The organism is Imperialibacter sp. (assembly GCF_048007035.1).
Lineage (GTDB): Bacteria > Bacteroidota > Bacteroidia > Cytophagales > Cyclobacteriaceae > Imperialibacter.
On record NZ_CP180355.1, the window covers coordinates 6,695,623 to 6,721,714 of the forward strand.

The window sequence follows — 26,092 nt, forward strand, 5'->3', positions numbered from 1 at the left end:
CAGCATTGAAGCCGCTTCAATAGCCTCATCGCTCCTCATCAAAAAGCCTAAGCATCGTTGTCTTCAAATTCCTATATTCATTCAAAACATACCTTAACTACAATAAGTACCATGGAAAACGAGAACAATAAAACCAATATTGGTCGGCGGGAAGTCATTAAAGGGCTCGGCCTTGGGGCAACCGGCACTTTTCTGGGAGCCGCCAATCCGGCTGTGGCTGGCGTATACGAAGCTGCCACCAAAGCCCTCCCTCCTCTTACCATCACCAATGTCAAAGCTATTTCCACCTGTCCACACGGCATAGAGCTGATTGTGGTGAAAGTGGAAACCAGCGAACCCGGATTGTATGGCCTCGGCTGTGCCACCTTCCGCCAGCGGGCCCGGCCTGTTATCTCAGCCATCAACGACTACCTCAACGACTTCTGCAAGGGCAAAAGCGTCGACAACATCGAAGACATGTGGCAAACTGCTTACGTCAGCTCCTACTGGCGCAACGGCCCCGTGCTCAACAATGCCCTTAGTGGCCTCGACCAGGCCCTGTGGGATATCAAGGGCAAGCGTGCCAATATGCCGGTGTACCAGCTACTGGGAGGCAAGTGCCGCTTTGCCATCCCCTGCTACTCTCATGCGTCGGGCAACTCCCCGGAAGCCGTAGCCGACGATGCCAAACGCATCATGGACGAGGGTTACAAATATGTCCGCATTCAAATGGGTGGCTATGGCGCTGCAGGGGTGGCTTCAGTGCCCGACTTCAAAGCCAAAGGCTTTGGCATGCCCGACGACAACTACATGGATCCCTATTTCTACATGAAAAGCGTGCCGGAGATTTTCGCCAAAACGAGAGAGGTATGTGGTGAAAGAGTGGAGTTGCTGCACGACATCCATGAGCGCCTGCAGCCCAACGACGCCATCAACATGATCCGCAAGCTGGAAGAGTTCAGGCCTTTCTTTATAGAAGACCCCTTCTCTCCCGAAAACATTGGCTATTTCAGGCAGCTTCGGCAGCAGAGCAGCGTGCCGTTGGCCATGGGAGAGCTCTACAACAACCCCCACGAATGGGTAGGCCCCATGAGTGAAAGGCTGTTTGACTTTATCCGCATTCATATTTCTCAGATAGGTGGCATTACCCCCGCCATGAAGGTGGCCAGGCTGGGTGAAGCGTTCAATGTGAAAACAGCGTGGCACGGACCTGGAGATGTGTCGCCGGTAGGCCATGCTGCCAACGCCCACATCGACTTTGCGGTATGGAACTTCGGCATCCAGGAAAGCGTCAACTTCTCCGATACACTGCGAGAAATCTTCCCCGGAAGTCCTTTTATGAAAGACGGCTATATGTACGTGAACGAAGCGCCCGGGCTTGGTGTAGATATCAACGAGAAGCTGGCGGCCAAGTACCCCATTCCTGAGAAGCAGCTGAACGGCTGGACACAGCTGAGAATGCATGATGGTACGCCGGTGCGGCCTTAACATCTGTAGGATTAACCCTCCAAGAGGTTTTGAACCCTTGGAGGGTTGACTGTCATCCTGGCTTTAGATATGCCTGCCTGCGCAGGGTTGGCGGAACCGTGGATCCGTATCGAGCATTTGAATCCCTACTCCTTCCGAATCACCAGGGGAAAGTCCTGCCCTCTCGAAAACGTATAGGGATACTGCGGTGTGCCCTTTAGCTTCTGGGTGAGCTCGGGCACCTGGTCGTCGAGGAAGGACTTGAGTTCGTAGATCGTGACTTTGCCATCTTTAGGTGCGCCATCGGCTGCCCCTTGCAGGCCGGTGATGAGCAGGTAGGTAAACAGCCCATGGCCCAGCTCGGCAAACTCGGTAGCAAACTGCTCACTGCCAGCCGACGCCATTACATGAATGCCTGCACTCCGGGAAAGCTGTGCAATGGCCTTCTCTTCCGCAGCGCCACGGGTGGCCAGCAGCTCTATGGACGCACCCGACTGGCAGGCATCCATCACAATCAGCTGCTTTAGCGCATGGATACTTTTCAGGTGCTCCTGCAGCTCACTGGCCTCAATGGCATTCTTTTTCAAAGAAGAGACGTCGTACAGCCTAAGGCTTTCTGTGGGGATAAAGTAAAAACTATTGTCGACCATGCTGCCGTGACCGGCATAGTAGAAAATGAACACATCTTCGGGGTGTACTACAGCGCTGAGTTCATCCAGCTTTTTGATGATGTTTTCTTTCGACGCCTGGTCATCGAACAACGTGTGCAGCTTGATTTCTTTGAAAAGGGATGTGCCGTTGTCGTCAATCATGCTGCTGAACGACTCAGCGTCGGGTCGGGCATAGTTCAGCACCATTTTGGGGTTTTGGTACTTATTGATGCCCACGGCCAGGATATGGCAGGTGGCACTTTTCGAAGAATGATCCGCCACCACCTCCACGTTACTCACCGCCGATTCAATATTGTCATTGTTAGCGGCCCTGGCTTCAAAGGTGTTGGCACCCCCTATCAGGTCGACCGTGTGACGATAAGTCGTGCTCCTGCCTTTACCGGAAGGGTAGCTAAGGCCCTGCGTATTCAACGACATGCGTTTGCCGTTGTGAAAGAGCCTCAGCTCACTTACACCGCCGCCATTGTCAATCATTTTAACATACACTTCGGCTTTGGTGGCATCATCGACTGGTAGCGTCGCTATTTTTACAGTAGGTGGCGGGGATTTCAGCAGCTTGGTCTGGATGTCCTTAAGGTTGCCTGCCCCTCCCCTGTTCGAAAAAATCTGCGGTAGCAGGTCAGGGCGATAAAACTCCTCAAAAAACTGATCCACAGAATAGGTGGTGGTTTTATCAACAAAATGGATATGCTTTCTCGCCTCGTCGGTCCCGTTAAAGTAGCCCTCCGGGTTTTTCACCATCCATTCGTTGGCACCAAAGTGAATGTGCTCAAAAAACTCCTTCCCTGAGGTCAGGTCCCAAAACTTGGTGGTACCATCCAGGGCATGGCTAATCAGCATTTTGTTGTCGTTCCCCAGCAACAGGGAAGTGACTTCGGCGGTGTGGCCTTCAAATGTTTTTACCTGTGAGGAAGTGTTGTAGTCCCACACTCTGATGACCCTGTCGGCCCCGGCAGAATAAACAAGGTTTCCGTCAGGGCTGAAGATCGCTTTGTGTACCGGGCCTACGTGGCCCGTCAGCTTCTTCGTCATCAGGCCGGTGGCAATGTCCCAAATGCGGATGGAGCCATCCCAACTCGTTGTGAGCAGCTCTTTCTGATTGGGGCTCAGGGTCTGTGAGGAAACAATGTCGGTGTGGCCAACGAACGTGCGAACTGGCAGATGGGCGTCGAGCTCAATCATTGCCAGCGAATTGTCGAGCCGGGCCACAAACACATACAAGTCGGTGGGGTGAAATAGCAGGTTATAAACCGAGTTGGACTGGAAGTCGTAGTAGTTCACTCGCTCACCGGTGGCTAGGTCGTATATTTTGATCGTTGCGTCCCAGCTGGCAGAGATGAGGTGCTTTTCATCGTTGCTGAATTTCACATCGAAGATGGGCTCTCTGTGGGCTTTGATGGTGCGAAGGGTATCTCCGGTGGCCACGTTCCAAAGGATGATTCGGCCGTCGCCTCCACCGGTAACCATGGTAAGGCCATTGTCCGTCAGGTCATAGCAAAGAGCCGCTTTCTCATGGCCTTTGTACTCCATGACTGTTTTGCCTGAGGCGATGTTCCACCGCTTTAACTTGGTACCAAACTTGCCCTTGATCAGCTCCGTGCCATCTTTAGAAAGCATCAGCTCATTTTTGAACCTGATGTATTTGGCAATGTACGAGTCCCAGTAAGAGTTGGGGTCGTAAGTAATGCCGCCTTTGTCCCGCTGGTTGAGCAGCCCGGTGAGAGTCGTTTCAATTTGATCGGTTTTGGTATTCAGCTGGTATGCGGTATTGTTGTCGCATGCCAGCAACAGACTGCCATCGGCTGCCATGTGGGCTTCGTTGATTTCCGTTTCTGTGTCCGGCGTTATTTCCTTCACGAGCTTCCCTGACTGATTCTCCCAAGTGACGACGCTTGATTTGGTAGCCACCCAAATTTCGTTGCCGTTCTTACTAAATCCAACGCCGGAAAGCTCTTCCACCTCATCGCCATAGGTTTGAAGCAGGTCGCCGTTAGAAAGCTTGTATTTTCTTACGACCGTTTTGTTGGACGCTACCAGCAGCGTTTTGCTGTCGGCGCTAAAAGCTACCCAGGTAGCGCAGCCCCCGCACCATCCTTCCGCCTGTTCAAACGTGTATACCTTTTCCCATGTAGCAGTGCTGTACACGTTGGCTGTTCGGTTGTCCTCTCCTATCGCCAACCACTTGCCGTCCTTTGAAAAAGCCACATTAATGCCATAGCCGAGACCCTGATCGGCATTGACTTTGAAGGATTGGACTATCTTTTTCGACTCAAAATCCCACAGGTGTGCTTCGTTGGGATAGCCTCCGGTAAAGAAGTATTTAGCATCATGGCTAAAAGCGACGGCGGTCAGGTATTTAGCTTCCACCGGCGTAGTGAAAATGCTTTTGCCTGTGGCCACATCCCAAATGCGGGCCGTTTTATCCCCGCTGCTAGTGATCATGTATTGGCCATCGGCAGAGAAGTCGACGCAATTGACGCTACCGGTATGCCCGAGGAAGCTGCGCACTTCCCTACCAGTGGAAATCTCCCAAAGCTTCGCCGTTTTGTCCCGGCTGCCCGTGGCTACCAAACTACTATCAGGGCTTTGAGCGACGCTCAGCACAGCCAACTCATGACCTTGCTGGATGACTGTTTGGAGGTTTAGGGCGCTCGCTGCAAAGAACTGGAAAAACAGCAAAGAAGAGGCTAAAAAGTGCTTCATGGATTCGTATGGTCAGCTAGATGTGGCAAGTTAATAAAGTTGAGGAGTAGGATTGGCAACGAGTGGCCGGAAGTTATCGCTACCGCCGAGCTGTGGCTTTAGTGTGCATGGCTGGCGGTCGAGCAATAATGGCTTCGATTAACGGATGCCTCCTTGCGTGAGGGACAGAGCCATTGTTGGAGCCCGAAGTATGGCTTTTTGAGCGTTGGCCGGCGACTGGTGATGGCCCGACGCCTGCCGCCGAAATGGGTGGTCGGGTGAGTGGTAACGCTCCGGCGGCAAAGGGGGCACGCCCAAGTCATTGAAGTATTTTTGATTGGGTGGTGGAGGGATTGGGGTGCAACTTTTCATTTCGTCGGGGAAGATTAAAGAGGTTACTATGTGCTGAAGCGCAGGGAGTAACCTCATCAATAGTTCACGTTGGGATTAAAGAGGTTACTACTTGCAGGAAAGCAGAGAGTAACCTACTTAATTTGGTTCTGTTGCAGGAGCGCAGAGAGTAACCTATTTAATAGTTAACGTTGAGATTAAAGAGGTTACCATTTGCAGGGGCGCAGAGAGTAACCTCTTTAATTTGGTTCTGTTGCAGGAGAGCAGAGAGTAACCTCTTTAATGGTAAAACCGCCAGCTCGTTTTGAAGTCTTTGGGCAGGGTTTGGTTGGTGAGGATGGCCCGCACCATTTCAACGGGCATGGCGTTTTCGTGGAGGACGGCGTTGTGGTATTGCTTGAGGGTCATTTGGCCGCCGTCCACGAGTTCCTTTTTAAGGGCGTAAAACTGCAAGCCGCCGGTGAGGTAGGCCACCTGGTACAATGGCCCGTAGCCACCGGTGAAGGAGCGCCTCACCTCCCCTTCTGCGTTGGCCCGCTCATGCCCTACTCTGTCCACGAGGAAGTCGATGCACTGCTGGGGGCTCCACTTGCCCATGTGGTAGTTGAGCGAGAAGATGATGCGGGCACAGCGGTGCATGCGCCAGAAAAGCATGCCGATGCGGTCTTCGGGGGAGCGGGGAAAGTCCATGTCCCACAGGAGCAGCTCCCAGTAGAGGGCCCATCCTTCGGTCCAGAATGGAGTGCGAAAGTGGCGGTAGGTTTTGTAGCGGCGGTTCATGAAGCCCTGCAAATGGTGGCCGGCAATGAGCTCGTGGTGCACGGTGGACCGGGAGAAGTGGGGGTTGTTGCCCCGCATGCTCATCATGCGGTCGTCGTACTCCATGGTGTTGGTGGGGTAAGAGATGATGAAGTTTTCGCCGCCCAGGAAGAATGGACTCACCTTCTGGCGCTCGGCCGCCATCATGGTCATTCGCCAGCTTTCTTCGGCAATGGGCGGAATGGTGACCAGGTCGTGCTCCTTGAGGAAGGCCATCGACTGATTATAGAGCTCCATCATGGCTTCGGGCTGCTGGCCAACGGGCACATAGGAGTTTTTGACTTTCTCCTGCGCCGCCTTCCAGTCGTCGCCGAAACCCATTTCCCGGGAGGCCTTCAGCAGCTCGGCGTCGCACCAGGCAAACTCTTTGTTGGCCAGGTCAATCAGCTGGTCGGGCGTGTAAGGGATCATTTCAAACTCCAGCTGTTTGATGATCTCGTCCCGGCCTATGGGGCTGCCAACAATGCCACTGCCGTCATCTTTTTGTGTGGTGATGAGCTTGGCCTTGCTGGTCATCACCTTTTCGTAAATGGTCAACAGGCTGTCGACCCGGGTGATGGGCATGGTGACCCACCAGGTGTACAAGGGGTCGTATTCGTTGTAGAAGCTGTGGATGCTTTTGATGCCTTCCTGTATGCCTTTGATGGAGGCCGAAGCCCGTTTAGTCAGTTTCTGATCGAAGGGTTCTGCGGCTTTTAATTTGGTGGTGATGGCTTCTATCTCATCGCCTGTGTCGGTCAGCTTTTTGGCGACTTCCTGCCATTCGAGCTGGTTGCCCCGCCGCCTGAGGTTTTCGATTTCGTAGAGATAGGGAGCAAACGGAAGCCATTGCTTTACGGCTGCCAGTTCGGCGCCTTCGAGGGTAAGGGTGCGCAGGTCCTCTTGCACGTCCCGCCTGAAGAGGAGATAGTCGACCCGGGCACCGGTGGCGAGGGCGTTGAAGTCCATGGCCTCCAACTGCCTGAGGTAATCCTGATCGAGGGTTTTGAGTCGCTCGATGCGCTCGGGTGAGCTGTCCAAGTAGTAGAAACGGTGCAGGCTGCCGTAGTCGGCATCGTAGCGCACCATGAGGTTGTTGACTTCGGAGGTTTGCTCGTAGAGGGCTTGGGAGAAGCCGCTAAGCATGAATAATGAAAAGAAGAACAAGAGCAATGTCTTTTTCATAAGGCAGATAGGTTGAATCCAAAGCTAAGATGTGACGGAAACACAAGGAAATCAATGGAAGCTGGACGAAGGGGAAGAAAGTGCGGTGGGTGGTGGCCTTTGGCTCCCTTTAGGGGTGCCAGGGGCTTGAGGTTGGGAAGGGGTAAAACAAAGGCCAAGTGTTGGCATTTAGAAACCGGCGGTGAAGACACCCGCCGGAACGGAGCACGGACGACAACGACACTGTGAGCAAAGGCGTCGGCACGGCCTACCGTCATAGCTGTGTATCTGTCGGATATCTGAAGTATGATTCGTGTGTAACAAACAGATTGCCACGTCACTTTATGATCAGATACACAATGCGGATCTTCAGTCGTTCCTCGCAATAACCGGTCAGGTGCTGGATTCTGCTTCGTATTTTATTAACGCTAACCCTAACCTAACGGTTATTGCGCCTGTCCGACTACCGGCGGGAAGCTGCCTCCGGCCTTAATGATTGTGTAGTTACTCCGATGGCAGCCGCGGCAATCTTTTGTTTAGAACCCCGCTCCATATTGGAACGATTACCACCCTCGTTTAAATGTTTTCGATTCCGGTGTCTGACCGCACTTGCCTCATTCTAGCCCTGAAAGGGCGGCATAACAACAGGATGGTGGTGAAGCCCCATCCGAATAAATAAGCGGCTTGCAGCTCCCCCCTCTCCCGTTGGGAGAGGGCCGGGGTGAGGTATCCAAGCCCTAAAACAACGCCGTCACCTGCACCCCACCAAAGTGAATCACCGATTTACTGGGCGACTTCCGCCCGTCGTAGTTGATCTGCAAGCGCAGCCCACTTTTCAGCCTTTGCTGCCACTGTAGCCGCCACGTATAGTTGGTGCCCGGCCGCAGTGCCTCCAGCATCTCGTAGCCCAGCGGACTGGCTTCATCCCCTTTGAAGTTCATATTGATCACCTTCACAAAACCGGAAATGGTCGACTGCAGCGACTTGTTCATCTGCCAGTCGATTTGGTATTCCGTCAGGTCACTTCCCTGCTCCTCCGACACTGGCAAAGCCCTTTTGTGAGAATAGCGAACGCTACTGGTGATTCTCAGCCACTGCAACGGCATCCATTGCAATTGAGGCTTTACTTGCCGCTGCCTGATCTGGTAGTTCCGATTGCTGAAGATGTCGCTCGACGACTCCGTTTCTCCCACCTCACTTTGCAAAAAAATGGCCCAGTCGGCCGACAGGTTGGTTCGGGTGTTTAGCTGCCACACCTTTTTGTTTCTCGCTTCCCAGCCGCCTGTCAACAACTGCCTCCCGGCAGTAGACTGGTACCCAACATCCAAGCCATACTTCGGATCGGCCCGGTTGAAGAACCACCGGCTCCTAAGGGCGTTCTTGTAAGCCAACTCGTCTTCTGAAGTACCCGGAGTGCTCCACACGTCAAAGCGTTGAGCCCAGTTGCTGTTCTGCGTTTTTCTGTCCACCAGCACCGCCGATACGTTGGAAAACCTGCCGAGAAACGACTTAAAGCCACCTGCAGACTTCCATTCTGCGGGCGCTGTCAGCTCCAGGCTGTAGTTGAGGATGGTTTGGTAGGCCGAGATGTAGTTGTCAGTGGGCACAAATATTTTCGCATAGGTGCGCTCATCAGGGTTGATGGCTTCGTAGAATTCGTTCAGGTCCTGCACGCCATCACCGTTGTCATCCCGCCAGGTGTGTGTGCCCTGTCCGGGGATTACTTCGATGTATACATACTCCCGGCGCAATTCCCGTCCATTGAGCAAAGCCAGAGAGAGATCCGAACGGATCGATCGCTCCCACCAGGCGCTCTGCCAGTTGATCCTGCCCTGCACGGTTTCTTCTTTCTCGTCGCTGGTATCAAGTATATCGTCCAGCTGCCTGTAGGTGAAAACACCCGACACCACGTGCCTGTCTTTCCATTGAGTGGTGAAAGAAGCATTGGAGGTGTAGCTGATATCGCTTCGCTGCAGCACGCCATCCACAGGTCTGTCGTCTATCCGCCGGTTAGCATCGAGCCGAAAAGAGGTGCCATTTTGAGCGGTGTCGGCCGACTGCAGAAACACCATGTGCTGACTGTAGTTCATCGCTGACGTCACCACCGAATCGGCAGGTTGGTTGGTAATTGCATTCCTGTCGCTCTGAAAGGTGTAGCCAGGCATCAGCTTGCCCAGCTTATACGCAGCTGTTAGCTGTGCCCTTGTCCAGGTCGATTCATTGACACCCTGTGCACTCTTCAGGTCAAAAAAATCACCGCTAAACGTAGCTTTGCCCAACTGCTGACGAAGCAATGCCTTCTGCTGCCAGCCATCTATTGCCTGACCCTTGTTGCGGTACGAGGCCTGGTAGTTCCAGCGGTTAACGCTGCTCTTTTGCATACCCAGCCTCCCCACCACTATATGATCCTCAATGGCGGCCGGCTCCTGAGCCGACTGAAAGATGGGAGTATAGCTCCAGTCTCTATCATATTCTATGTAGCGGTACCTGTCAATGGGCCGGAAATACTGATGGTTCCATTCATACGACGCCTCCGACAGCCACTTATAGTCTTTCAAAAACCCTACTTCCCTTCCCTCCGACCGTATCCCCGATTTTTGCGCCCAGCCCTGGTTGTCCTGCTGGTCGAGACTAGAGAAAAGGTTCTTGTCCTGATTGCTGGCCGAAAGCTCGATGTAAACCGTTTCATAGGGCGTTATTTTGGAGCTGACCCCTCCTACCATTAGCTGCCTGCTGTTGGGGGTTACCACAGGAATGCTAGGCGAGTAGTCGCCCTGAGGCACCCCATTCACTGGTGCTACCCATTCGTACACTTTACCATTCAAGCCCAGCGGCAACTGCACATAATCACCCGCCGACACCTGGCTGAAACTTACCTGGTACACTGCTGTTTCCGGGTTGCTGGAATATTGATAGATACTGTAGACACGTCCCTGCGCATCCAGCGTGTCCACCCTTGCATACAATATCCTGTTGTCCGAATAGCCCACACTGTCGGCCCCGGATATGGCTGCCAGCGACAGGTCGTCACCAATGCCAGACAGGGCAAGCCGGTCGGCTTCGGTCAGGTCATAACTAAGTGGCCGGAACGGGTTGTCCTTTTCCCGATACACCTCGAAGTAGGCCGTTGTCTTTCCATTCGACTGCCTGTGCGATGCCGACAGTATCGAGCGACTGAAGTTTTGCGCAGTGTATTCAAAGTCGACCCGTATCCTCGAAAATTTGGTAATCAGCACTTTGGGTGTGAAAGTGACCTCCGCCAGGTTATAGTCAATCACATAGTCTTCGTTGAAACCTCTTTTCAGCAGCCTGCCATCCAAATAGATCTTCTCCGAATTGGCAATCACAATGATGAACCGCTCTCCATCCGGGCCCCGAAGCCTGTAAGGACCGCTTAGCCCTTCCACGGCCTCCAGTAGCGTCGAAGAGAACTTGCCCTTGGCTATGGACGCTGTCACGCTCGTAGAAGCTTTCCAGCTCCCGAGGTCGTATTTGTAAGCCGCCCTGCCACCCTGCACATTCTTGTAGTATTTCAAAAAGTAAGTAGAGTCATTTCGCAGCACCACATCGCCAGCCATCAGCGAGAACTTATCGTTGTAAAGGTTCACCAGCACCTTGTCGAAGTCCTGGATCTGTTGGGTGTTGCCCTCCGGCTGAAAAGGCACCTGCTGATCGGTGATCACCGCATTGATGAACAGGTCGTCTGCCAGCTGGCCATCAAGCTGCAGATTGAGGCTTGATGTCACTCCAAGGTTATTGGTATTGCCCACAGTGATACCCCGGCTAATGCTCCCCGTTTTGTAAAGTGATTCGGTGGCAAATAGCTCCTCTTTCACAAGCGGCGCTTTGGTTTCCGCCTGACTGCTTTTCGTCACGTTCTCCCTCGGCCCTTCTGGTGAATAAAGCGACATATCGTACTTGTAAATAGGCTGATGAAGGGTAAAAGGAAACACCTGATAGCAAACTTCAACGGCCTCATCCAGAGGCCTTTCAAAGGTCAGTTCCCCGGTGGCCAGATCATAACTGTACGCAATGCCATCCGGCAGTTTAATGCTCTCTGGGTTGGCTGAAAGTGAGTCGAGCTGAAATTGAAGTCGGCCCTGGGCTATTGACCTGCATCTGGTACCACCCGTCTGCGCAAATGACAACAACGGGGAACAAATGAGAACCAAAGCCATAAGGTGAGGAACCCTGATCTTTCGCAGGAAGGCTGTGAAGATATAAGCAGCATTTTGGTGTGGCCCCATTAACCTAAAGGTAGTGAAACATAAAAAGTAGTTCCATACCCGTGTACCGTTTCAAACCATATGCTTCCACCGGCTTGCTCCACACCTCTTCTGGCCAGTGCCAGCCCGATGCCCGACCCTTCCTGTTTGGTGCTGAACGAAGGCACAAAAACCTTGTCCTGAATGTCTTCTGCTATGCCAATGCCGTTGTCCTTGAACGAAATCTCAGCCTCTTTCTCCTTCACTCTTATGCCAATTTCCAGGCGGGGGCCTGGTCTCCCTTCCATTGCCTGGCAGGCATTAATAATCAGGTTGGTGAAAATGCCAGAAAGCATCTTTTCATCAGCAACAACAAACACCGGCTCTATCGGCGATTCGTATACAAAATCCACCCCTGGTTTACTATGCAGCTGCACCAACTGGCCAAGCAAGCCGGAAATATCAAACCTGCTCGGGTCCGGAGCAGGGAGCTTCGCAAAAGTACTGAATGAGGTAACAATATCGCTCAGGTTATCAATTTGCCGCAGTAAGTTATCAATCGACTTCTTCAGCCCCTCATCTTTGTCATCTGCAAGCCTGCGCATGTGCTGAAGCGTAAGCTTCATGGGCGTCAGCGGATTCTTGATCTCGTGCGCCACTTGCTGGGCAATCTCTTTCCATGCCGACTCTTTCTCGCTCCTCACCAATGCCGCCCGGCTGGTTTCCAGCTTCACCAGCATGGAGTTGTATTCAGCCACCAGCAATCCAATTTCGTCAGAAGTATTCCAGTGAATAGGCTCATTTGTTTCGTTGAAGGTCGTTTTCCGCAGCCTGGAAGTGATAATTCGCAATGGATTGGTGAGCACCCTCGATGCCATGAACGACACCACCAGTGAGAAAATAAAGATGAAGGTGAAAATATTGATGATGTTGGTGAACACCTCAATCTGTTGGTTCTGTTGTTGCGCCCTCGATTCAAAAAACGGCATACTCATAATACCCAACAAGCTGGCGTCATTGAATGACTTGATCGCCAGGTAGGTCGACTTATAGTTAAGACTGCCCAGGCTTTCCGAAAGAATAATCCTTTCCCCGTCATCCTCCCTGATCCGTCTCAATGCCTCTGGATTAATGTACTCAGAAAGCAGCTTGTCATCATAGATTGTTTGCTGGCTGGAAGCCATCAGCTTTCCATTCACGCTAAACAGGTTGATATCAGCCTGCGAAAACCTGGCAATATCAGTCAGCTCGTTGGACAGCACCTCTTTATTGATCACGTTGGAAATGTAGTTGTCCATCAACGACACCAGGTAGCCGTTCACACTTTCGGCCTTCTTCATATACTGCTTGTCAATATCCTCCTTGTACGAATTATTGATAGCGCTGAGCGTCGCCACAGTAACCACTACCAGCGGAAGAAAGAAGGCGATGCTCAGGTAAATCTGGATCTTCGAAGCCAGAGTAAGCCCGGTGTTGGCAAACCTCACCTCAAGCGCATTAAAAACGACTGTAAGAGCTATGCCGCCAATAAGTACCAGAAATAGGAACGAGAAATTGGAAACCATCCAGCTCACCTCGTACATCGGAGAGGTAATAATGATTCTTTTCCCTCTTGATCCCTTTATCCCCAAATGATGGAACCCATTGATCTCCAGGCCGGTGGTATACAAGGTTTCCCTGTCAAAAATACCTTGAGGCAGATTGGTGATATAGTTGAACGTCCCAGACTTGTACCGCAGGTTTGTGCCCTCATAAATACCGTAGCTGTAGTTTTCATCGGCCGGTTCATTCATAAACCGCTCGTCTACCAGCAGGCGTGGGTATACTGTGCTGGGAAGGTACTTCTTCAGGCGAAGCTGCAAAACGATATACCCGATCGTTTTATCATACCTTTCCAATCCTATAAAACACACGTAGCGCTTGGTAGATCCTGGCGAAAAGTTGCTCTCGAAAAAGATATTCTGATAATCGGTTTTATAAATCGGCTTGTCATAGGTCTCCTTTATCGCTGAGAAAGTAACACCGGGCTCGTTGGGAAAGGGATCGCCTTTCGAGTTATACATCGACACCTGCACATCATACTTATCGAAGTAGCTGTTCATGTAAAGCCTCTTAATGCGCTGCTTAATCATGTCCTTGGCCAGCACAGGGCTCATCATGCGGGTCAAAATGAAGATGTCGCTCTTGATGGATTTCATAATGCCATCTAGCTGAAACTCGCCCTGAATATCATTTTCTATCAGCAGGCTATTGGCAAATTTTTGTTTTTGCACGTTCCTCTCAAACTCACTGTATTTATAAATAGAATAGCTTCCCAGAATGGACGAAAAAGCCGCCGCCAGAAAGAAATAAAGGAAGGCCTGAAACTGGATCGGTCTAATAAACTCAGGGAGGCTGAACCAAAAAATAATGGAGAAGTAAGCAGCATGCAGCACAGGTACAATGGCCAAATCATCATCGATGACAAGGGCCGCAAGGAACAAAATGGCAGCCATTGCCAGATGAACCAGCCAGGCGACCCCTGGCGACGTACTTCTGAAATGCTTAAGCAGTATGTAGGAAGCATGAGCAATGAGAAAATAGCTGAAGCAAAACAGAAAGTATACTACCAGCGTGCCCATCCGAAACATATCGAGGTGAATGCTACGGTTTACATCGAGGTGTATTTGAGAGTTCTTAAATATCTCTTGCAAAAGCAGGTAGGTATAACCCATAAACCCATAGCCCAGCAGTATGACCACAATGGTGATCAACCATTTTACCTTTTGCGAGGCACCAGAGAAGTAAGCGTAGGCGTCGCTGCGAAAAACGGCATTGGAAGTAAAGTAGACAAAGTAAGCGAGCAAAAAGGCTGTGATAATCAAGTCACCCAATGACTTGTGGAGCGAAGAAATCACAAGGTACCGTGAATTGAACAGGTCAAACTGGTAAACCGACGATGGGAAGTTGGTAGCCAGTAGTAGCCAGCGGATAAACACTACTCCTGCAAGCAATAAAGCTATGCCTGCATAAGGCCTGCCGTTTTCTGCCAGGTTGGAAGCAGATCGCTGGAAGAAGAAAAAACCCAGCACAAACGCCACAGAAAGCAAGCTAAAGATAAGGAAGCGGTCAAAACGGGACGAAACAGCTGGCGGCGACTGAATGGTGAAATAGCATACTACCTGATCATGATAGCTAAAGGCAAAGCTTCCTTCCACCTCCTTGTCATATACGAAAACCCTCAGCTCATCAAAAATACTCTTATCGTACCCTCCTCTGATCAGTTCATTCTCAATCGGAAAGTTACGATAGATGGGCAGCACGCCCACATACTCCTTCCGAACCCCTGCTCTTTCGGTATATTCCTTCAGAGCAATGAATTTATTGCCCTCCCATTCCAAATATTGAATTTGGTAGTCACCCTCAATCACTCTGTAGTCGGGCACAAAAGCATTGGAGCTCAGCCCGGTGAGCGATCGATTCGTGTAAATCTGTATGGGGTAATTGGATTGCAGCGTTCCTGGCACCTTCCCACTGCTTTTCGCATTGGCCAGGTCGCTCTCAATGAGTTGCAACTGGCTAACCAGCCGTTCACTGATTTGCTCGTAAGCTTCCTGACCTCTCTTCGAGCTCTTACCAACAAAATACCAATAGAAGAACGCAGAAGCCCCGAACAGGGCTGCAATGAAAAGATATTTATAGCTTACTACATGGGAGGCCAAATGGAACAGTTTTATCTTACCTATTTGTCTTTGTTCGACACACCGAAAGATGCATCATATTTTATGCCACCAAATGCATGAAGATAAAGAATTCTGGAATATCTGAACATAGTTGTCGACAAAAGCAACACAACGGTGATGATTGCCGCCATGTAAACCCACATGTCGGGGTTGTCAAATATAAAATAGATTGAAAACCCTACTATGATGGTCAGCGCCACGGAAATGGCATAACTCACATACATGGCACCATTGTAAAACATAGGCTCCGGCTCAAAGCGAAGGCCACAAACCTCGCACTTTACCGGCATTTTATCGAAGTTTTTTAACCTGAAGTTCGGCTCAACAAACATGCTGCCAGACCGGCAACGGGGACACTTACCATGAACGATTGCCTGAAGGGCGGAGGTTTTTGACATTTTTCCTGCTGTTTCTGTACCAAAAAAAGGCAATCACTGCTAACAACAAATAAGGGGTGAAAAACAAGTAGAGTATGCCAAAGTTAAGGCCCGCTGCAAAATTGGCTGTTTCTCCATTGCTCATGTTTGACTCCAGCGTCGACCGGCACATGGCGCATTGAGCCCAGCTATCCACATTGGTCAAAAGCAGCACCACAGCAACAAAAAGGGTTTTGATAAATACTTTCATATGCTAACTAACAGTCGTTGACTTCCCTGAGTTCTTTTATGTGTAAAAAGGCCTTATCATAAAATAGACAATCACACCGGTAACTGACACATAAAGCCAGATCGGGTATCCAAACTTCACAGCCTTTTTGTGTTTTTCAATCTGTCCGGTGAGTGCAAAATACAATGCCATAAGCACAAAAGGAACCACAACAATAGAAAGCCCTATGTGCGACAGCAAGGTAATCAGGTAAATCGTTCTGCCATTGCCCGTTGCTACCATTTCTGCTTCCGAAAGTAGCCCATCCGCATTGGCGTCTCCGTACTTCACCGACGGCACAGAAGCATGGTAAATAATGTACGAAACAAGAAAAATGGCACCCAATGCAAATGCACCCAGCATCACTGCCCGGTGATGATCAACGTTTTTATTCTTGATGAAATACAGACCTAGCAACAACAAGGCCGCCGTTGCGCTGTTAATCACGGCATTCAAATGAGGCAAAAACTTTACCCAATCGCCAGCATTTAACCTTGCTGGCATGAATATCAATACAGCCACTGCCACCGGAATGATCACTGAAACAACGCTTATCCAGCGCAAATAATTAGGCTTAGTATTTGAAACAGCACTCATTTTTCCTGCATTAAAACATCCAACTCAACTAACAATCTATCCATCTCACCCTTTTCAGCGCTGGCGTAAAAACCCCTGACCCGGCCGACCTTATCTACCAACACCATTCTGCTCTTCGAACCCTCGATTTCTAGGGTAAATTGAGAAAGCAGTAGTTGACAATTCATCAGCTGTTCTAAGCCATCAGCACAAGCTGAAGTCACAACCCAATACCTGTTCCCATCTTGTGAAGCAGCGAGCTTATCCCACTTATCCACCTGCTCGTCATTGCTCACGGTGATTAACCGATAATCCAGTGGTTTGGTTTCTTCCACCAGCCTTCTCATTTCATTCATTTCACCTGCTATATCCGTTTTAGAACGGTCAGGAAAATGAAAGAGATAGGTTTGCTGGTCGCCCAGTACCACTACATCGGTGCTGTCGCAGGTAAGCTTGCTAACAGTGTAGTCAACCGGTACTGTTCCGCAGTCTGTAGAGGTATATGACGTCTCCGGGTACACGGGAAGCGCATACATATTTTCACCGAAAGCTTGGAGAAAGAGATAAATAGACACCGGCAGTCCAAGTGTTACAATTAGAATAATTCCCTTTAGCAGTTTGCTCATAAATGGTGTGTGGGTACAAACAAAACATGCCGGTAAGTACTACCGGCATGTTAATATCTTCTACGTCGCTAAATTTATCGGACCAGCAACACCTGGCCGCCCTGATATATCAACGCTATGATAAGCCAGACCAGAAACACCAATGGAATAAGAATAGACCAGATAAGGGTCTTTACTTCGTGGCCAAGGTGCATAAATTCGCTTACAATATAAAAGGCTTTTACAATCGTCAAAGCTATGAAGACAGCAGTCCTCAAAATCCCTGCATCAACCGTAAAGGCAATGGCAAACTCAATCATTGTAATGACAAACAAGATCAGTGTTACCTTCAAGAACAGTCTGATTTTCGCCTTATCGACTGGCTGAACTACAACTGTTGATTCTTCGTGATGTTCTGCTGACATTTTACTAATTGTTTATAGAACGGAAAATTAAACCAAATAGAAGAAGGTGAATACAAATACCCATACAAGGTCTACAAAGTGCCAGTACAAACCGACCTTTTCGACCATTTCGTAATGCCCCACTTTTTCAAGCTTGCCTACTGTTGCCTGATAAAATATCAGGAAGTTAAGGCATACCCCACTAAATACGTGGAAGCCGTGAAAGCCTGTGATAAAGAAGAACAAAGCCGCAAAGTTAGGCGGGCCATATTGATTCTGTGACAGGTTTGCTCCATGAATGAAAGTACCATCCAATAATCTGCCACCCTCTTCTGTACCTACTATAAAGTGCGTCCACTCCCAAGCCTGGCAGCCTAAAAAGGCAAGTCCGCCCAGAATCGTCCAAAGCATCCACTTTTCTACACCCTTCCTGTCCATACGCTGACCAGCTTCCACAGCAAGCACCATGGTTACGCTACTCAAAATCAGTACGAAAGTCATGATACCCACAAACACCAGTGGCAACGAAACGCCGTGAAGGAAAGGAACCGCTTCGAATACTTTTTCAGGTATTGGCCAGTACTCTTGTGAGAAAACGAATTCGTCGGGGCTGCCCTGGAATGCAGGGTGGCTGAAACGGATCATTCCGTAGGCAATCAAAAGGCCAGAGAAAGAAAAGGCATCGGAAAGCAGGAAGAACCACATCATAAGCTTGCCATAGCTCGCTTTTAGGGGCTCTTTACCTCCCATCCAAAGGTCCTTGTCAGAATCGGATGCAACTACTGCAGTGCTAGACATAGACGATTAGTTCAGATTAATTATTTAATAATAAAAATAAGTACAAATATATCCAAAGTCCACTCAGGAAGTGCCAGAATGTTGTACACATTTCAATCTGGGTCATACTTTTTGAGTGTACCTTAAATCTCAGGGTCGAAATTAAAACAATAATCAAAAAAACAATACCTGCCGCCAGGTGAAAGGCATGTAAACCTGTCAAAACGTAGATAAAAGATCCTGCCGGGTTACCGACAAAGAAAACCTGCTGATCAACCAACTGCTCCCAGCCGAGGTACTGCACAATCAGAAAAACCAAAGAAAGCGCCAACGTAGCACCAACAGCTATCTTAATTTGAGAAAGATTGTCTTTTTTAGCGGCCCAGTAGGCCCACTGCATAGTGGCACTGCTCAACAGCACAACAATGCTGGAATAGATGAAGGCTTCGGGTAAATCAAAAATCAGCCAGGCTCCTTCCGATTGCTTCACCACATACGCACTGGTGAGCGAGGCAAATATCATTACGATAGATACTATAAACAGCCAAAGCAAAAACTTCCTGGGGTGCATCGATAGCACCTGAGCAGGAGTTTCAATATCAGATTTTTTGGCGCTCATCATAATTTATCTAGTAAAAAGGCGATTTGAACAACTGGCAGGTAAATAAATGAAGCAAACATCAGCTTCAGGGCCGCCTCACGGGAGCAGTCCCTTATCAGGATAAAGGTTTGACTTAAAAATAACACACCGCAAATAGTAGCTACCACCGCAGAATTTATCCCAGTGATGCCAAAGTAAGCTGGCAACAACCCTAGAGGAAGCAAAAACAGCGTGTAAATCATGATGTTCACAGCTGTCGTGAAATCTTTCTTTCCGCCGAAAGGCAACAGCTTAAATCCCGCCTTTTTATAATCCTCATCCGCTACCCAGGCAATAGCCCAGAAATGCGGAAACTGCCAGATAAACTGGATACCAAAGATGATCAACGCTTCGTGTGTAATAGCACCAGTAGCCGCTACCCATCCCAGCAAAGGAGGAAGCGCTCCGGGAATTGCTCCTACAAACACGGCGATAGGCCCTACCCGCTTCAATGGTGTATAAACAAAGCTATACAGCACCATTGACACGACAGACAGCACCACAGTAAGCGGATTGGCATAAATAAGGATCAGCCCCAGCCCCATGGCAATTACCACAGCAGCAAAAACAACGGCCTCGCCAACTCCTACCCTATTGGTAGGCAACGGCCGACCCATCGTCCTCTTCATCAATTTATCGAGATCCTTCTCTATCACCTGATTGATAGTGATGCTGCCTCCGGAAATCAAAAACCCACCAAGCGACAAAAAGCCCAGAGTAGCCCAGTCAACAGCACCTCTGGCTCCCAGCAAGTAGCCAAAACCACACGAAAAGGCCACCAGAAAAGAGAGTCTGAATTTAAGCAATTCGTAGTAGGCCTTTAACCTCCCAATGACGACAAAACCCGGCGATATGTAAGAAGTATGATTCAAATCGAGTGTTTAATATTGAGCGCATCCTTTCTATTGAAGCGGAGGAACAAATATACCTGAAAACCGAACACTACGCTTGCTAAAAGCAAATGAATCGGTTGTATAAAAGCCGGAATGGAGAAATACCCCATTGCTGCTCCCGAAACAATCTCAAGAAACACCACTAGTGTCAAAACTGCCGAGAATTTAACGGAAAATGAAAGCGACGAAGACGTCCACAAGAAGTAGGTCAGTAGCACATGTCCGACAAGCAAAGCCCATGAAAAAGATCTGTGGAAATAAAACCTAAAACCAATCCAGTCAAGTACTGCGCTACGCTCCATCCCGGCAGACAGCCCGGAATCCACACCTTCTCTCACGTTGATGCCAACAATCAATTGTACTATAAATAAAGCTGCACACCCCAGCAATAGCCATTTTACATTTTTCGAACCCACGTCTGTTTCCTTGTCGGCAACGGGTGGATCAACCGTAAAATAAGTATAAATAAGCAGCATAACGATCAGCAATGCCAGTAGCATGTGAAAGGAGATCATTCCTGGAAGCAAATTCGTAGAAACTACAATTGAACCTACCCAACCCTGAAAAACTACCCCTACAAATGCCAGCAACGAAAATACAAATACTTTCGGCTGCGTCTTTCTGAATCGAATGGAGTAAACAAAAGTGGCGAAAATAAGCATCCCTATCACCACTCCCACCAGGCGGTTCACATATTCTATCCATGTTCTCAATGGATTGAAGTCAGCCTCTTCCCTTACCGATGGATCGTGCTTCAACTTGTTGGCTGTATCGGAAAAACCTAACTTTTCAAGGTAGCCTGTCAAGCGGATGTTCTTCTGGTGGCGCTTTTCGGAATACACTTCCTTGTAATTAGCGGGGAGCTGCTCAACACTGGTTGGGGGCACCCAGTTGCCAAAACACTTTGGCCAATCGGGACAACCCATGCCGGAACCCGAACTTCTAACAATGCCGCCTACCAAAATCAAAAGGTAGACGGCAATGATAGTACTTATAGTAAGTTGCTTGTATCTCCTTAGAGACTTAGGATTTTCCTGCATTAGCAGCTTTCACTTCTATCCCTTCTTCCTTCAACTGCTCTACTTCGTGAGGTAGGTTCGACTCTGGTGTCTCCGTTAAAGGAATGTGCTGCGGTATGAAGTCTTCCGGAGCGCCCGGCTTGCTATAGTCATATGGCCAGCGATAAACCTTTGGGATATCACCTTCCCAGTTACCGTGCCCTGGCACTCTTGGTGTCGTCCACTCCAATGTGTTACTTCCCCAAGGGTTAGCTGGTGCCTTTCTACCTCTAAATATGTTGTAGAAGAAGTTGAAAAGGAAGATAAACTGCGCAGAGAAAGTAATGATAGCAGCCACACTCACGAATGTGTTCAGGTCAGTGAAATCCTGGAACGCATCGAAGTTAGTGAACGAGTAATAGCGACGTGGGAAACCTGCGATACCAATGTAGTGAAGAGGGAAGAACACCAGATACACACCAATAAAGGTCAGCCAGAAGTGGATATATCCCAACTTCTCATTCATCATTCTACCAAACATCTTAGGGAACCAATGGTAGATACCTGCCATCATTCCAAAGAAGGACGCACTACCCATTACCAGGTGGAAGTGGGCAACCACAAAGTATGTATCATGCAAATTGATGTCTACTGCAGAGTTACCAAGGAAAATACCAGTTAAACCACCAGAAATAAAGAATGAAACCAGGCCGATAGAAAACAACATAGCTGGCGTGAATATTATATTTCCTCTCCAAAGTGTGGTGAGGTAGTTGAACGCTTTCACAGCACTCGGCACCGCAATAATCAATGTCAGGAACATGAAAATAGATCCAAGGAATGGACTTAGCCCTGACACGAACATATGGTGTGCCCAAACCACGAACGAAAGAATAGTGATTCCAAGGAGCGATAAAATCATCGCCTTGTAACCAAAAATAGGCTTTCTTGAGTTTGTAGCGATAACTTCAGAGGTGATTCCCAAAGCCGGAAGAATTACAATATATACCTCCGGGTGGCCGAGGAACCAGAACAAATGCTGGTAAAGTATTGGGCTACCGCCAACGTTTGGCAGAGCCTCTCCTCCTATGTAGATATCTGACAGATAGAAGCTGGTGCCGAATGATCTGTCAAATACAAGCAGCAACGCCGCAGAAAGCAATACCGGGAAAGAAAGTATTCCGATAACAGCTGTCAAAAAGAATGCCCATATCGTCAGTGGTAGTCTGAAAAACGACATACCCTGCGTACGGAGGTTAATCACGGTGGTAACATAGTTGATACCACCCAGCAATGACGACACGATGAAGAAAACCATGGCCACTAGCCAAAGTGTCATTCCCAGTCCCGATCCCTGCATGGCCGTTGGCAACGCACTCAACGGTGGGTATACAGTCCAGCCAGCTGACGCCGGCCCGGTCTCAACAAAGAATGAAATGAACATGACCACTCCTGAAAGAAAGAAGAACCAGTATGACAACATGTTCAAAAAGCCAGAAGCCATATCCCTTGCGCCAATTTGCAACGGGATCAGGAAGTTACTAAAGGTACCGCTCAGACCGGCCGTCAACACGAAGAACACCATGATGGTGCCATGCATAGTAACAAGAGCCAGGTAGAATTCAGAATCAATTTGTCCTGTGGACGTGATCCACTTGCCCAGAATTGGTCTAAGCCATTCCAGGTTCATGTCTGGAAACCCTAATTGTAAACGGAATATGATAGACAATCCACCACCTATAAGCGCCCAAATAATTCCAGTGATAAGGAATTGCTTAGCGATTGTCTTATGGTCAGTGCTGAAAATATATTTCTCAACGAAATTAAGCTCGTGGTGCTCATGATCATGAGCATCGTCGTGACCTATATGTTCGTTTGTATGTACTGCTGTTGTTGACATAACAAATTTAATTTAAAATGCTCCTACCATTTCTTCCTCTTCTTCAAGGCCAGTAACAGCCTGTACTTCCGGATTGTTTTCCATTCCGGAAGAAATTATAGCCACCTCTTTCAAGTGTTGAGGAACGCTCGAAAGGTACGACGGATTTTTAGCCAGCCATGCCTGCTGCTCATTGTACCACTTATAGTAGTCGGCAGGCTCGTCAACAACGATGAGGTATCTCATCGCAAAGTGACCCTTTCCGCAAATTTTATTGCAAACCAACTCATAGTTGAATTCGGGGTTTCCTGTTTCCTCCCTCATGTCTTGTGTGCTCTTTGTTGGCGTAAACCAAAAAGTAGTCGGCATCCCAGGTACTGCGTTCATCTGAAGCCTGAAATGAGGAGCATACACACTGTGTATCACGTCTCTCGCTCTGATGTTAAACTTCACCGGTTTTCCCTTAGGAACGTGGATTTCTCTTGGAATAAAGTCATCAAAAGATGCTTTGTCTTTGAAGTCCATACCCATAGCGTTTTCAGCATCGATAAGTCGGAAATCGTAGTCTCCAAGTTGCTTGTCTTTACCCGGATAGCGAACAGACCAGGCAAACTGATACCCCATCACTTCTACTACCTCTGCTTCATCCGGCGCCTTGTCGGTAATGTCCACCCAAGCCCTCCATCCAGAAAAAATGAGAAGCGTCAAAACAATGGCGGGAACAATAGTCCACATCATTTCAAGCTTGTTATTGTCCGGATAAAATAAGGCTTGATTACCCTCCTTATATCTGTACTTCCAGCCAAAACCGAAAAGTAAAATTTGAGTGATGACGAAAACAATGCCTGTTATGGCCATTGTTACCCAGAAAAGCTGATCCGTTACGGCTCCATGCTCAGACGCCAACGGCAGATTGTATCTATCAAACTCCGTATATGAGTAGATGAAGAACAGCAGCAACCCACCAATCATGAACACGATGCCCAGCCCTGCATTTACTCCGTTACTTTTCGTAACCTTCTTCTTAGAGCTACCCTTTAGCACATCTACAAGCGTGCTGACCCTGAACAATGTGAACAGGATGATTGCTACTAAGATTAAACCAATAATTACTACCGCATTGAACATAGCAGATGTTTTTACCTTTCCAGTTAAATATGATGATGTAAGCTTTCCTGCAACATAGGGTGATTCTTACCAACCAATGGTGCTTTAGAAAGGTTTGAAAGAACTACATATAAGAAAGCAGCGACAAAAACAGTCAGCATCCCTACTTCCACTAAACCAAAACCACCATTATCCTTCAGTGTCCCTGGAGTAACCATCAAATAGAAGTCCATCCAGTGACCGAAAATCACCGCCGGGCAAACTATCTTAAGTATTCTCGAATGCCTCTTAGAGTCCCTGGTCATTAACACCAGGAATGGGAAGAAGAAGTTGATCGCAAGGTTGAAGTAAAAGAACGGAGCGTAATGACCGCTTTTCCATCTTTCCACAAAGTATATCGTTTCTTCAGGAATATTAGAGTAGTAAATCAGGAAGAACTGCGAAAACCAGATATAAGTCCAGAAAATACTGAAAGCAAACACAAATTTACCCAGGTCATGTAAATGATTGGCATCTACGATCTTCAGGTACCCTTTGTCCTTCAGCAATACAACTACAAATGTAATAAGAGCCAGGCCACTCACCCACCAGCTGGCAAATGCATACCAACCCATCATAGTGCTAAACCAGTGTGGATCTATAGACATGATCCAGTCCCATGCCGCTATTGAAGAAGAGAACGCAAAGAACACCAGGAATATGGCCGAAAGCTTGCGAAGTCTGAACCAGTAGGAGTCTCCACCCATTTCGTCTTCCTGAAACATCAGTGAACGAATCTTGGTGAAGATGAAATACCAAACACCAAAGAAGAACACCAGACGAAACAGCCAAAACACCGGCACCGAGGGATGTTCACTCATGGGCCAATAAAAGAAACCCTTTTTGCCATCGAGTATGGGGTCAAAATCAGGAGATGCAGGATCATACAAATCGTGGTGAGCCCAATGGAAAATGTCATGTCCACCTAAAAGGTAGGTTACTAACATTAACACAAATGCGATGGGCAGCCAACCGCCAAACGCCAATGGTATCCTTACAATACCAGCTGACCAGCCTGCCTGTGCTGCATATTGAATCGCCACAAAGAAAACGCCAATGAGAGCAAGTCCACCAAAGAAGACATTGTTGATCCACAAATTAGCCCAAATTCTTTGCATCCAGTTAAAGGCGTGATGCCCCCCTTCAGCTGCCTCAGCCGTCTCTGCACCGTGTGCATCATGTCCCCCACCTGAGCTCATCATAACGATGCCTAGCGCAAGTACTGCTAGCCCTACAATGAGGGTAATGATAAGCCTCTTCTTAGCAGTGGATGTAAATTCGTATCTTTCTTCAGTCATGGATATTGGCTTAAAGAATTAATTATTGTCTTTGAAGAGTTTGTACATACCTAACTATTTTCCATCTGTCCTCCACGCTCACCTGAGAGCCATGCGCATACATTCTTCCTTTTCCGTGGGTAATTACGTGAAAAATATGCCCAGCCGGTGCGTCCTTCACAGCCCTTGAATTGTAAGGTGTCACACCCTTGTACACTTTACCTACCGGTCCGTCCCCTTGTCCGGTGTCTCCATGACAATGGCGGCAATAACGTAGGAAAAGCGCCTTACCATCACTGATAACAGAAGCAGTTGAATCCAAAGGATTCTTCATTACCCTGCCAGCAAGTGCAAATGAATCTTTAGGGATCCTGTAAGGAAGGTAACCGTTGGCGTTTCTCTTAACCGTTCCTTCGACTGGCATTCTCATGGTCATGCCGCTCGGATTAAGTGGGTTAGAATTATAAAACTCAGCTGGACCTTCGTCGAGCGATGTCAACCATCTACCTGCCTCCTCGTCCTGCACCTGCGAAAGCTGCTCGTAAGGTACCGAATGATACATCTGAGGAGCATATTCAACACCAGGATAATCCCCCTTAGCAGCGCACCCCGCTAGCAACAGCAACCCAGACAGTTGAAATAGTTTCTTTACAATATGATTATTTCCTATCATCTCCTGTGTCTCTTTAAAATACTTTCTCATTTACCTCGGAAGCACCACTGTCCTTCAAGCTTTTCTTGATATCGGCTTCTGACAGCTTATTTTTTGACAAATCAATCGCCACTATATGTTTGTTGTCAGTGCTCCTGATGTCAAATATTTTCGGCTTTCCCCATGGCTTCAGGTTGCTCGCTACGAAGAACGTACCTACCATACCAAATGAGGCCAACAGAACAGTCAACTCAAAAGTTACAGGGATGAAGGATGGCAACGGAAGGTAATCCTTACCACCTATAATCATTGGCCAGTCAACAGTCATCATGCCAATTTGCATGGTAAGAGCCAGACTGGTACCAAGCAAGCCGAAAAGAAAAGCAGCTATCGGTAGTCTTGACATTTTATAGCCAAGGGCAATATCCAATCCATGTACAGGAAAAGGTGTGAAAACCTCGTGGATTTTAACCCCACCCTTTCTCACAGCTTTCACCGCATTCAACAGGGTTACCTCATTGTCATAAACCCCAAGTATGTATTTACTATCTGATGACATCG

Annotated in this window: 20 protein-coding genes; 1 reads left to right on the top strand and 19 read right to left on the bottom strand. The window is 48.6% G+C overall.

What is annotated here, in order from left to right; translation table 11 throughout:
* Positions 1 to 111: 111 nt before the first annotated feature.
* Positions 112 to 1,467 carry an enolase C-terminal domain-like protein gene (locus tag ACMVP2_RS28315; RefSeq protein WP_151997320.1) on the top strand — a complete coding sequence of 452 codons (1,356 nt, stop codon included), beginning with the start codon at positions 112 to 114 and terminating at the stop codon, positions 1,465 to 1,467.
* Positions 1,468 to 1,592: 125 nt separating this feature from the next.
* Here ACMVP2_RS28315 and ACMVP2_RS28320 read toward each other — a convergent pair whose 3' ends face one another.
* From ACMVP2_RS28320 to ACMVP2_RS28410, 19 genes are all read right to left on the bottom strand, one after another.
* Positions 1,593 to 4,820, bottom strand: coding sequence for a caspase family protein (locus ACMVP2_RS28320; RefSeq protein WP_416866107.1), 3,228 nt, complete (start codon positions 4,818 to 4,820; stop codon positions 1,593 to 1,595).
* A 138-nt stretch (positions 4,821 to 4,958) separates the two neighbouring features.
* Positions 4,959 to 5,228 carry a hypothetical protein gene (locus tag ACMVP2_RS28325; protein ID WP_416866108.1) on the bottom strand — a complete coding sequence of 90 codons (270 nt, stop codon included), beginning with the start codon at positions 5,226 to 5,228 and terminating at the stop codon, positions 4,959 to 4,961.
* Positions 5,229 to 5,429: 201 nt separating this feature from the next.
* Positions 5,430 to 7,133, bottom strand: coding sequence for a DUF885 family protein (locus ACMVP2_RS28330; RefSeq protein ID WP_416866109.1), 1,704 nt, complete (start codon positions 7,131 to 7,133; stop codon positions 5,430 to 5,432).
* A 716-nt stretch (positions 7,134 to 7,849) separates the two neighbouring features.
* Positions 7,850 to 11,359, bottom strand: a complete 3,510-nt coding sequence (locus tag ACMVP2_RS28335) for a hypothetical protein (RefSeq protein ID WP_416866110.1) — start codon at positions 11,357 to 11,359, stop codon at positions 7,850 to 7,852.
* Entirely contained in the window at positions 11,359 to 15,018 is a 3,660-nt protein-coding gene (locus ACMVP2_RS28340) for an ATP-binding protein (protein WP_416866111.1), read from the bottom strand. Before ACMVP2_RS28340 ends, ACMVP2_RS28335 begins: the two co-directional genes overlap by 1 nt.
* 20 nt (positions 15,019 to 15,038) lie before the next feature.
* Positions 15,039 to 15,329, bottom strand: coding sequence for a DUF983 domain-containing protein (locus ACMVP2_RS28345; protein ID WP_416866112.1), 291 nt, complete (start codon positions 15,327 to 15,329; stop codon positions 15,039 to 15,041).
* Between the two features lie 67 nt (positions 15,330 to 15,396).
* On the bottom strand, positions 15,397 to 15,666 hold the full coding sequence (locus tag ACMVP2_RS28350) for a hypothetical protein (protein WP_416866113.1): 270 nt from the start codon (positions 15,664 to 15,666) through the stop codon (positions 15,397 to 15,399).
* 36 nt (positions 15,667 to 15,702) lie between these two features.
* Positions 15,703 to 16,281: a DUF420 domain-containing protein gene (locus ACMVP2_RS28355; RefSeq protein WP_416866114.1), complete on the bottom strand. Its 579-nt coding sequence runs from the start codon at positions 16,279 to 16,281 to the stop codon at positions 15,703 to 15,705.
* On the bottom strand, positions 16,278 to 16,886 hold the full coding sequence (locus ACMVP2_RS28360) for a hypothetical protein (RefSeq protein ID WP_416866115.1): 609 nt from the start codon (positions 16,884 to 16,886) through the stop codon (positions 16,278 to 16,280). The genes ACMVP2_RS28355 and ACMVP2_RS28360 overlap by 4 nt, the downstream gene beginning before the upstream one ends.
* Positions 16,887 to 16,960: 74 nt before the next feature.
* Positions 16,961 to 17,290 carry a cytochrome C oxidase subunit IV family protein gene (locus ACMVP2_RS28365; protein WP_339790634.1) on the bottom strand — a complete coding sequence of 110 codons (330 nt, stop codon included), beginning with the start codon at positions 17,288 to 17,290 and terminating at the stop codon, positions 16,961 to 16,963.
* A 27-nt stretch (positions 17,291 to 17,317) separates the two neighbouring features.
* Positions 17,318 to 18,067: a cytochrome c oxidase subunit 3 gene (locus ACMVP2_RS28370; protein WP_416866116.1), complete on the bottom strand. Its 750-nt coding sequence runs from the start codon at positions 18,065 to 18,067 to the stop codon at positions 17,318 to 17,320.
* Positions 18,068 to 18,083: 16 nt separating this feature from the next.
* Positions 18,084 to 18,665, bottom strand: coding sequence for a cytochrome c oxidase subunit 3 (locus ACMVP2_RS28375; protein WP_416868228.1), 582 nt, complete (start codon positions 18,663 to 18,665; stop codon positions 18,084 to 18,086).
* Complete coding sequence (gene cyoE, locus ACMVP2_RS28380; RefSeq protein ID WP_416866117.1) at positions 18,665 to 19,558, bottom strand: heme o synthase; 894 nt, start codon at positions 19,556 to 19,558, stop codon at positions 18,665 to 18,667. The genes ACMVP2_RS28375 and cyoE overlap by 1 nt, the downstream gene beginning before the upstream one ends.
* A complete protein-coding gene (locus tag ACMVP2_RS28385) occupies positions 19,555 to 20,619 on the bottom strand; it encodes a COX15/CtaA family protein (protein WP_416866118.1) in 1,065 nt (354 codons plus the stop codon). Before ACMVP2_RS28385 ends, cyoE begins: the two co-directional genes overlap by 4 nt.
* Complete coding sequence (locus ACMVP2_RS28390; RefSeq protein ID WP_339790649.1) at positions 20,603 to 22,477, bottom strand: cytochrome c oxidase subunit I; 1,875 nt, start codon at positions 22,475 to 22,477, stop codon at positions 20,603 to 20,605. Before ACMVP2_RS28390 ends, ACMVP2_RS28385 begins: the two co-directional genes overlap by 17 nt.
* Positions 22,478 to 22,489: 12 nt before the next feature.
* A complete protein-coding gene (locus tag ACMVP2_RS28395; protein WP_339790653.1) occupies positions 22,490 to 23,584 on the bottom strand; it encodes a cytochrome c oxidase subunit II in 1,095 nt (364 codons plus the stop codon).
* Positions 23,585 to 23,607: 23 nt separating this feature from the next.
* Positions 23,608 to 24,900, bottom strand: a complete 1,293-nt coding sequence (locus tag ACMVP2_RS28400) for a quinol:cytochrome C oxidoreductase (RefSeq protein WP_416866119.1) — start codon at positions 24,898 to 24,900, stop codon at positions 23,608 to 23,610.
* 22 nt (positions 24,901 to 24,922) lie between these two features.
* Positions 24,923 to 25,582: a c-type cytochrome gene (locus tag ACMVP2_RS28405; RefSeq protein WP_416866120.1), complete on the bottom strand. Its 660-nt coding sequence runs from the start codon at positions 25,580 to 25,582 to the stop codon at positions 24,923 to 24,925.
* On the bottom strand, positions 25,566 to 26,090 hold the full coding sequence (locus ACMVP2_RS28410) for a DUF3341 domain-containing protein (RefSeq protein WP_416866121.1): 525 nt from the start codon (positions 26,088 to 26,090) through the stop codon (positions 25,566 to 25,568). The genes ACMVP2_RS28405 and ACMVP2_RS28410 overlap by 17 nt, the downstream gene beginning before the upstream one ends.
* Positions 26,091 to 26,092: the final 2 nt, after the last annotated feature.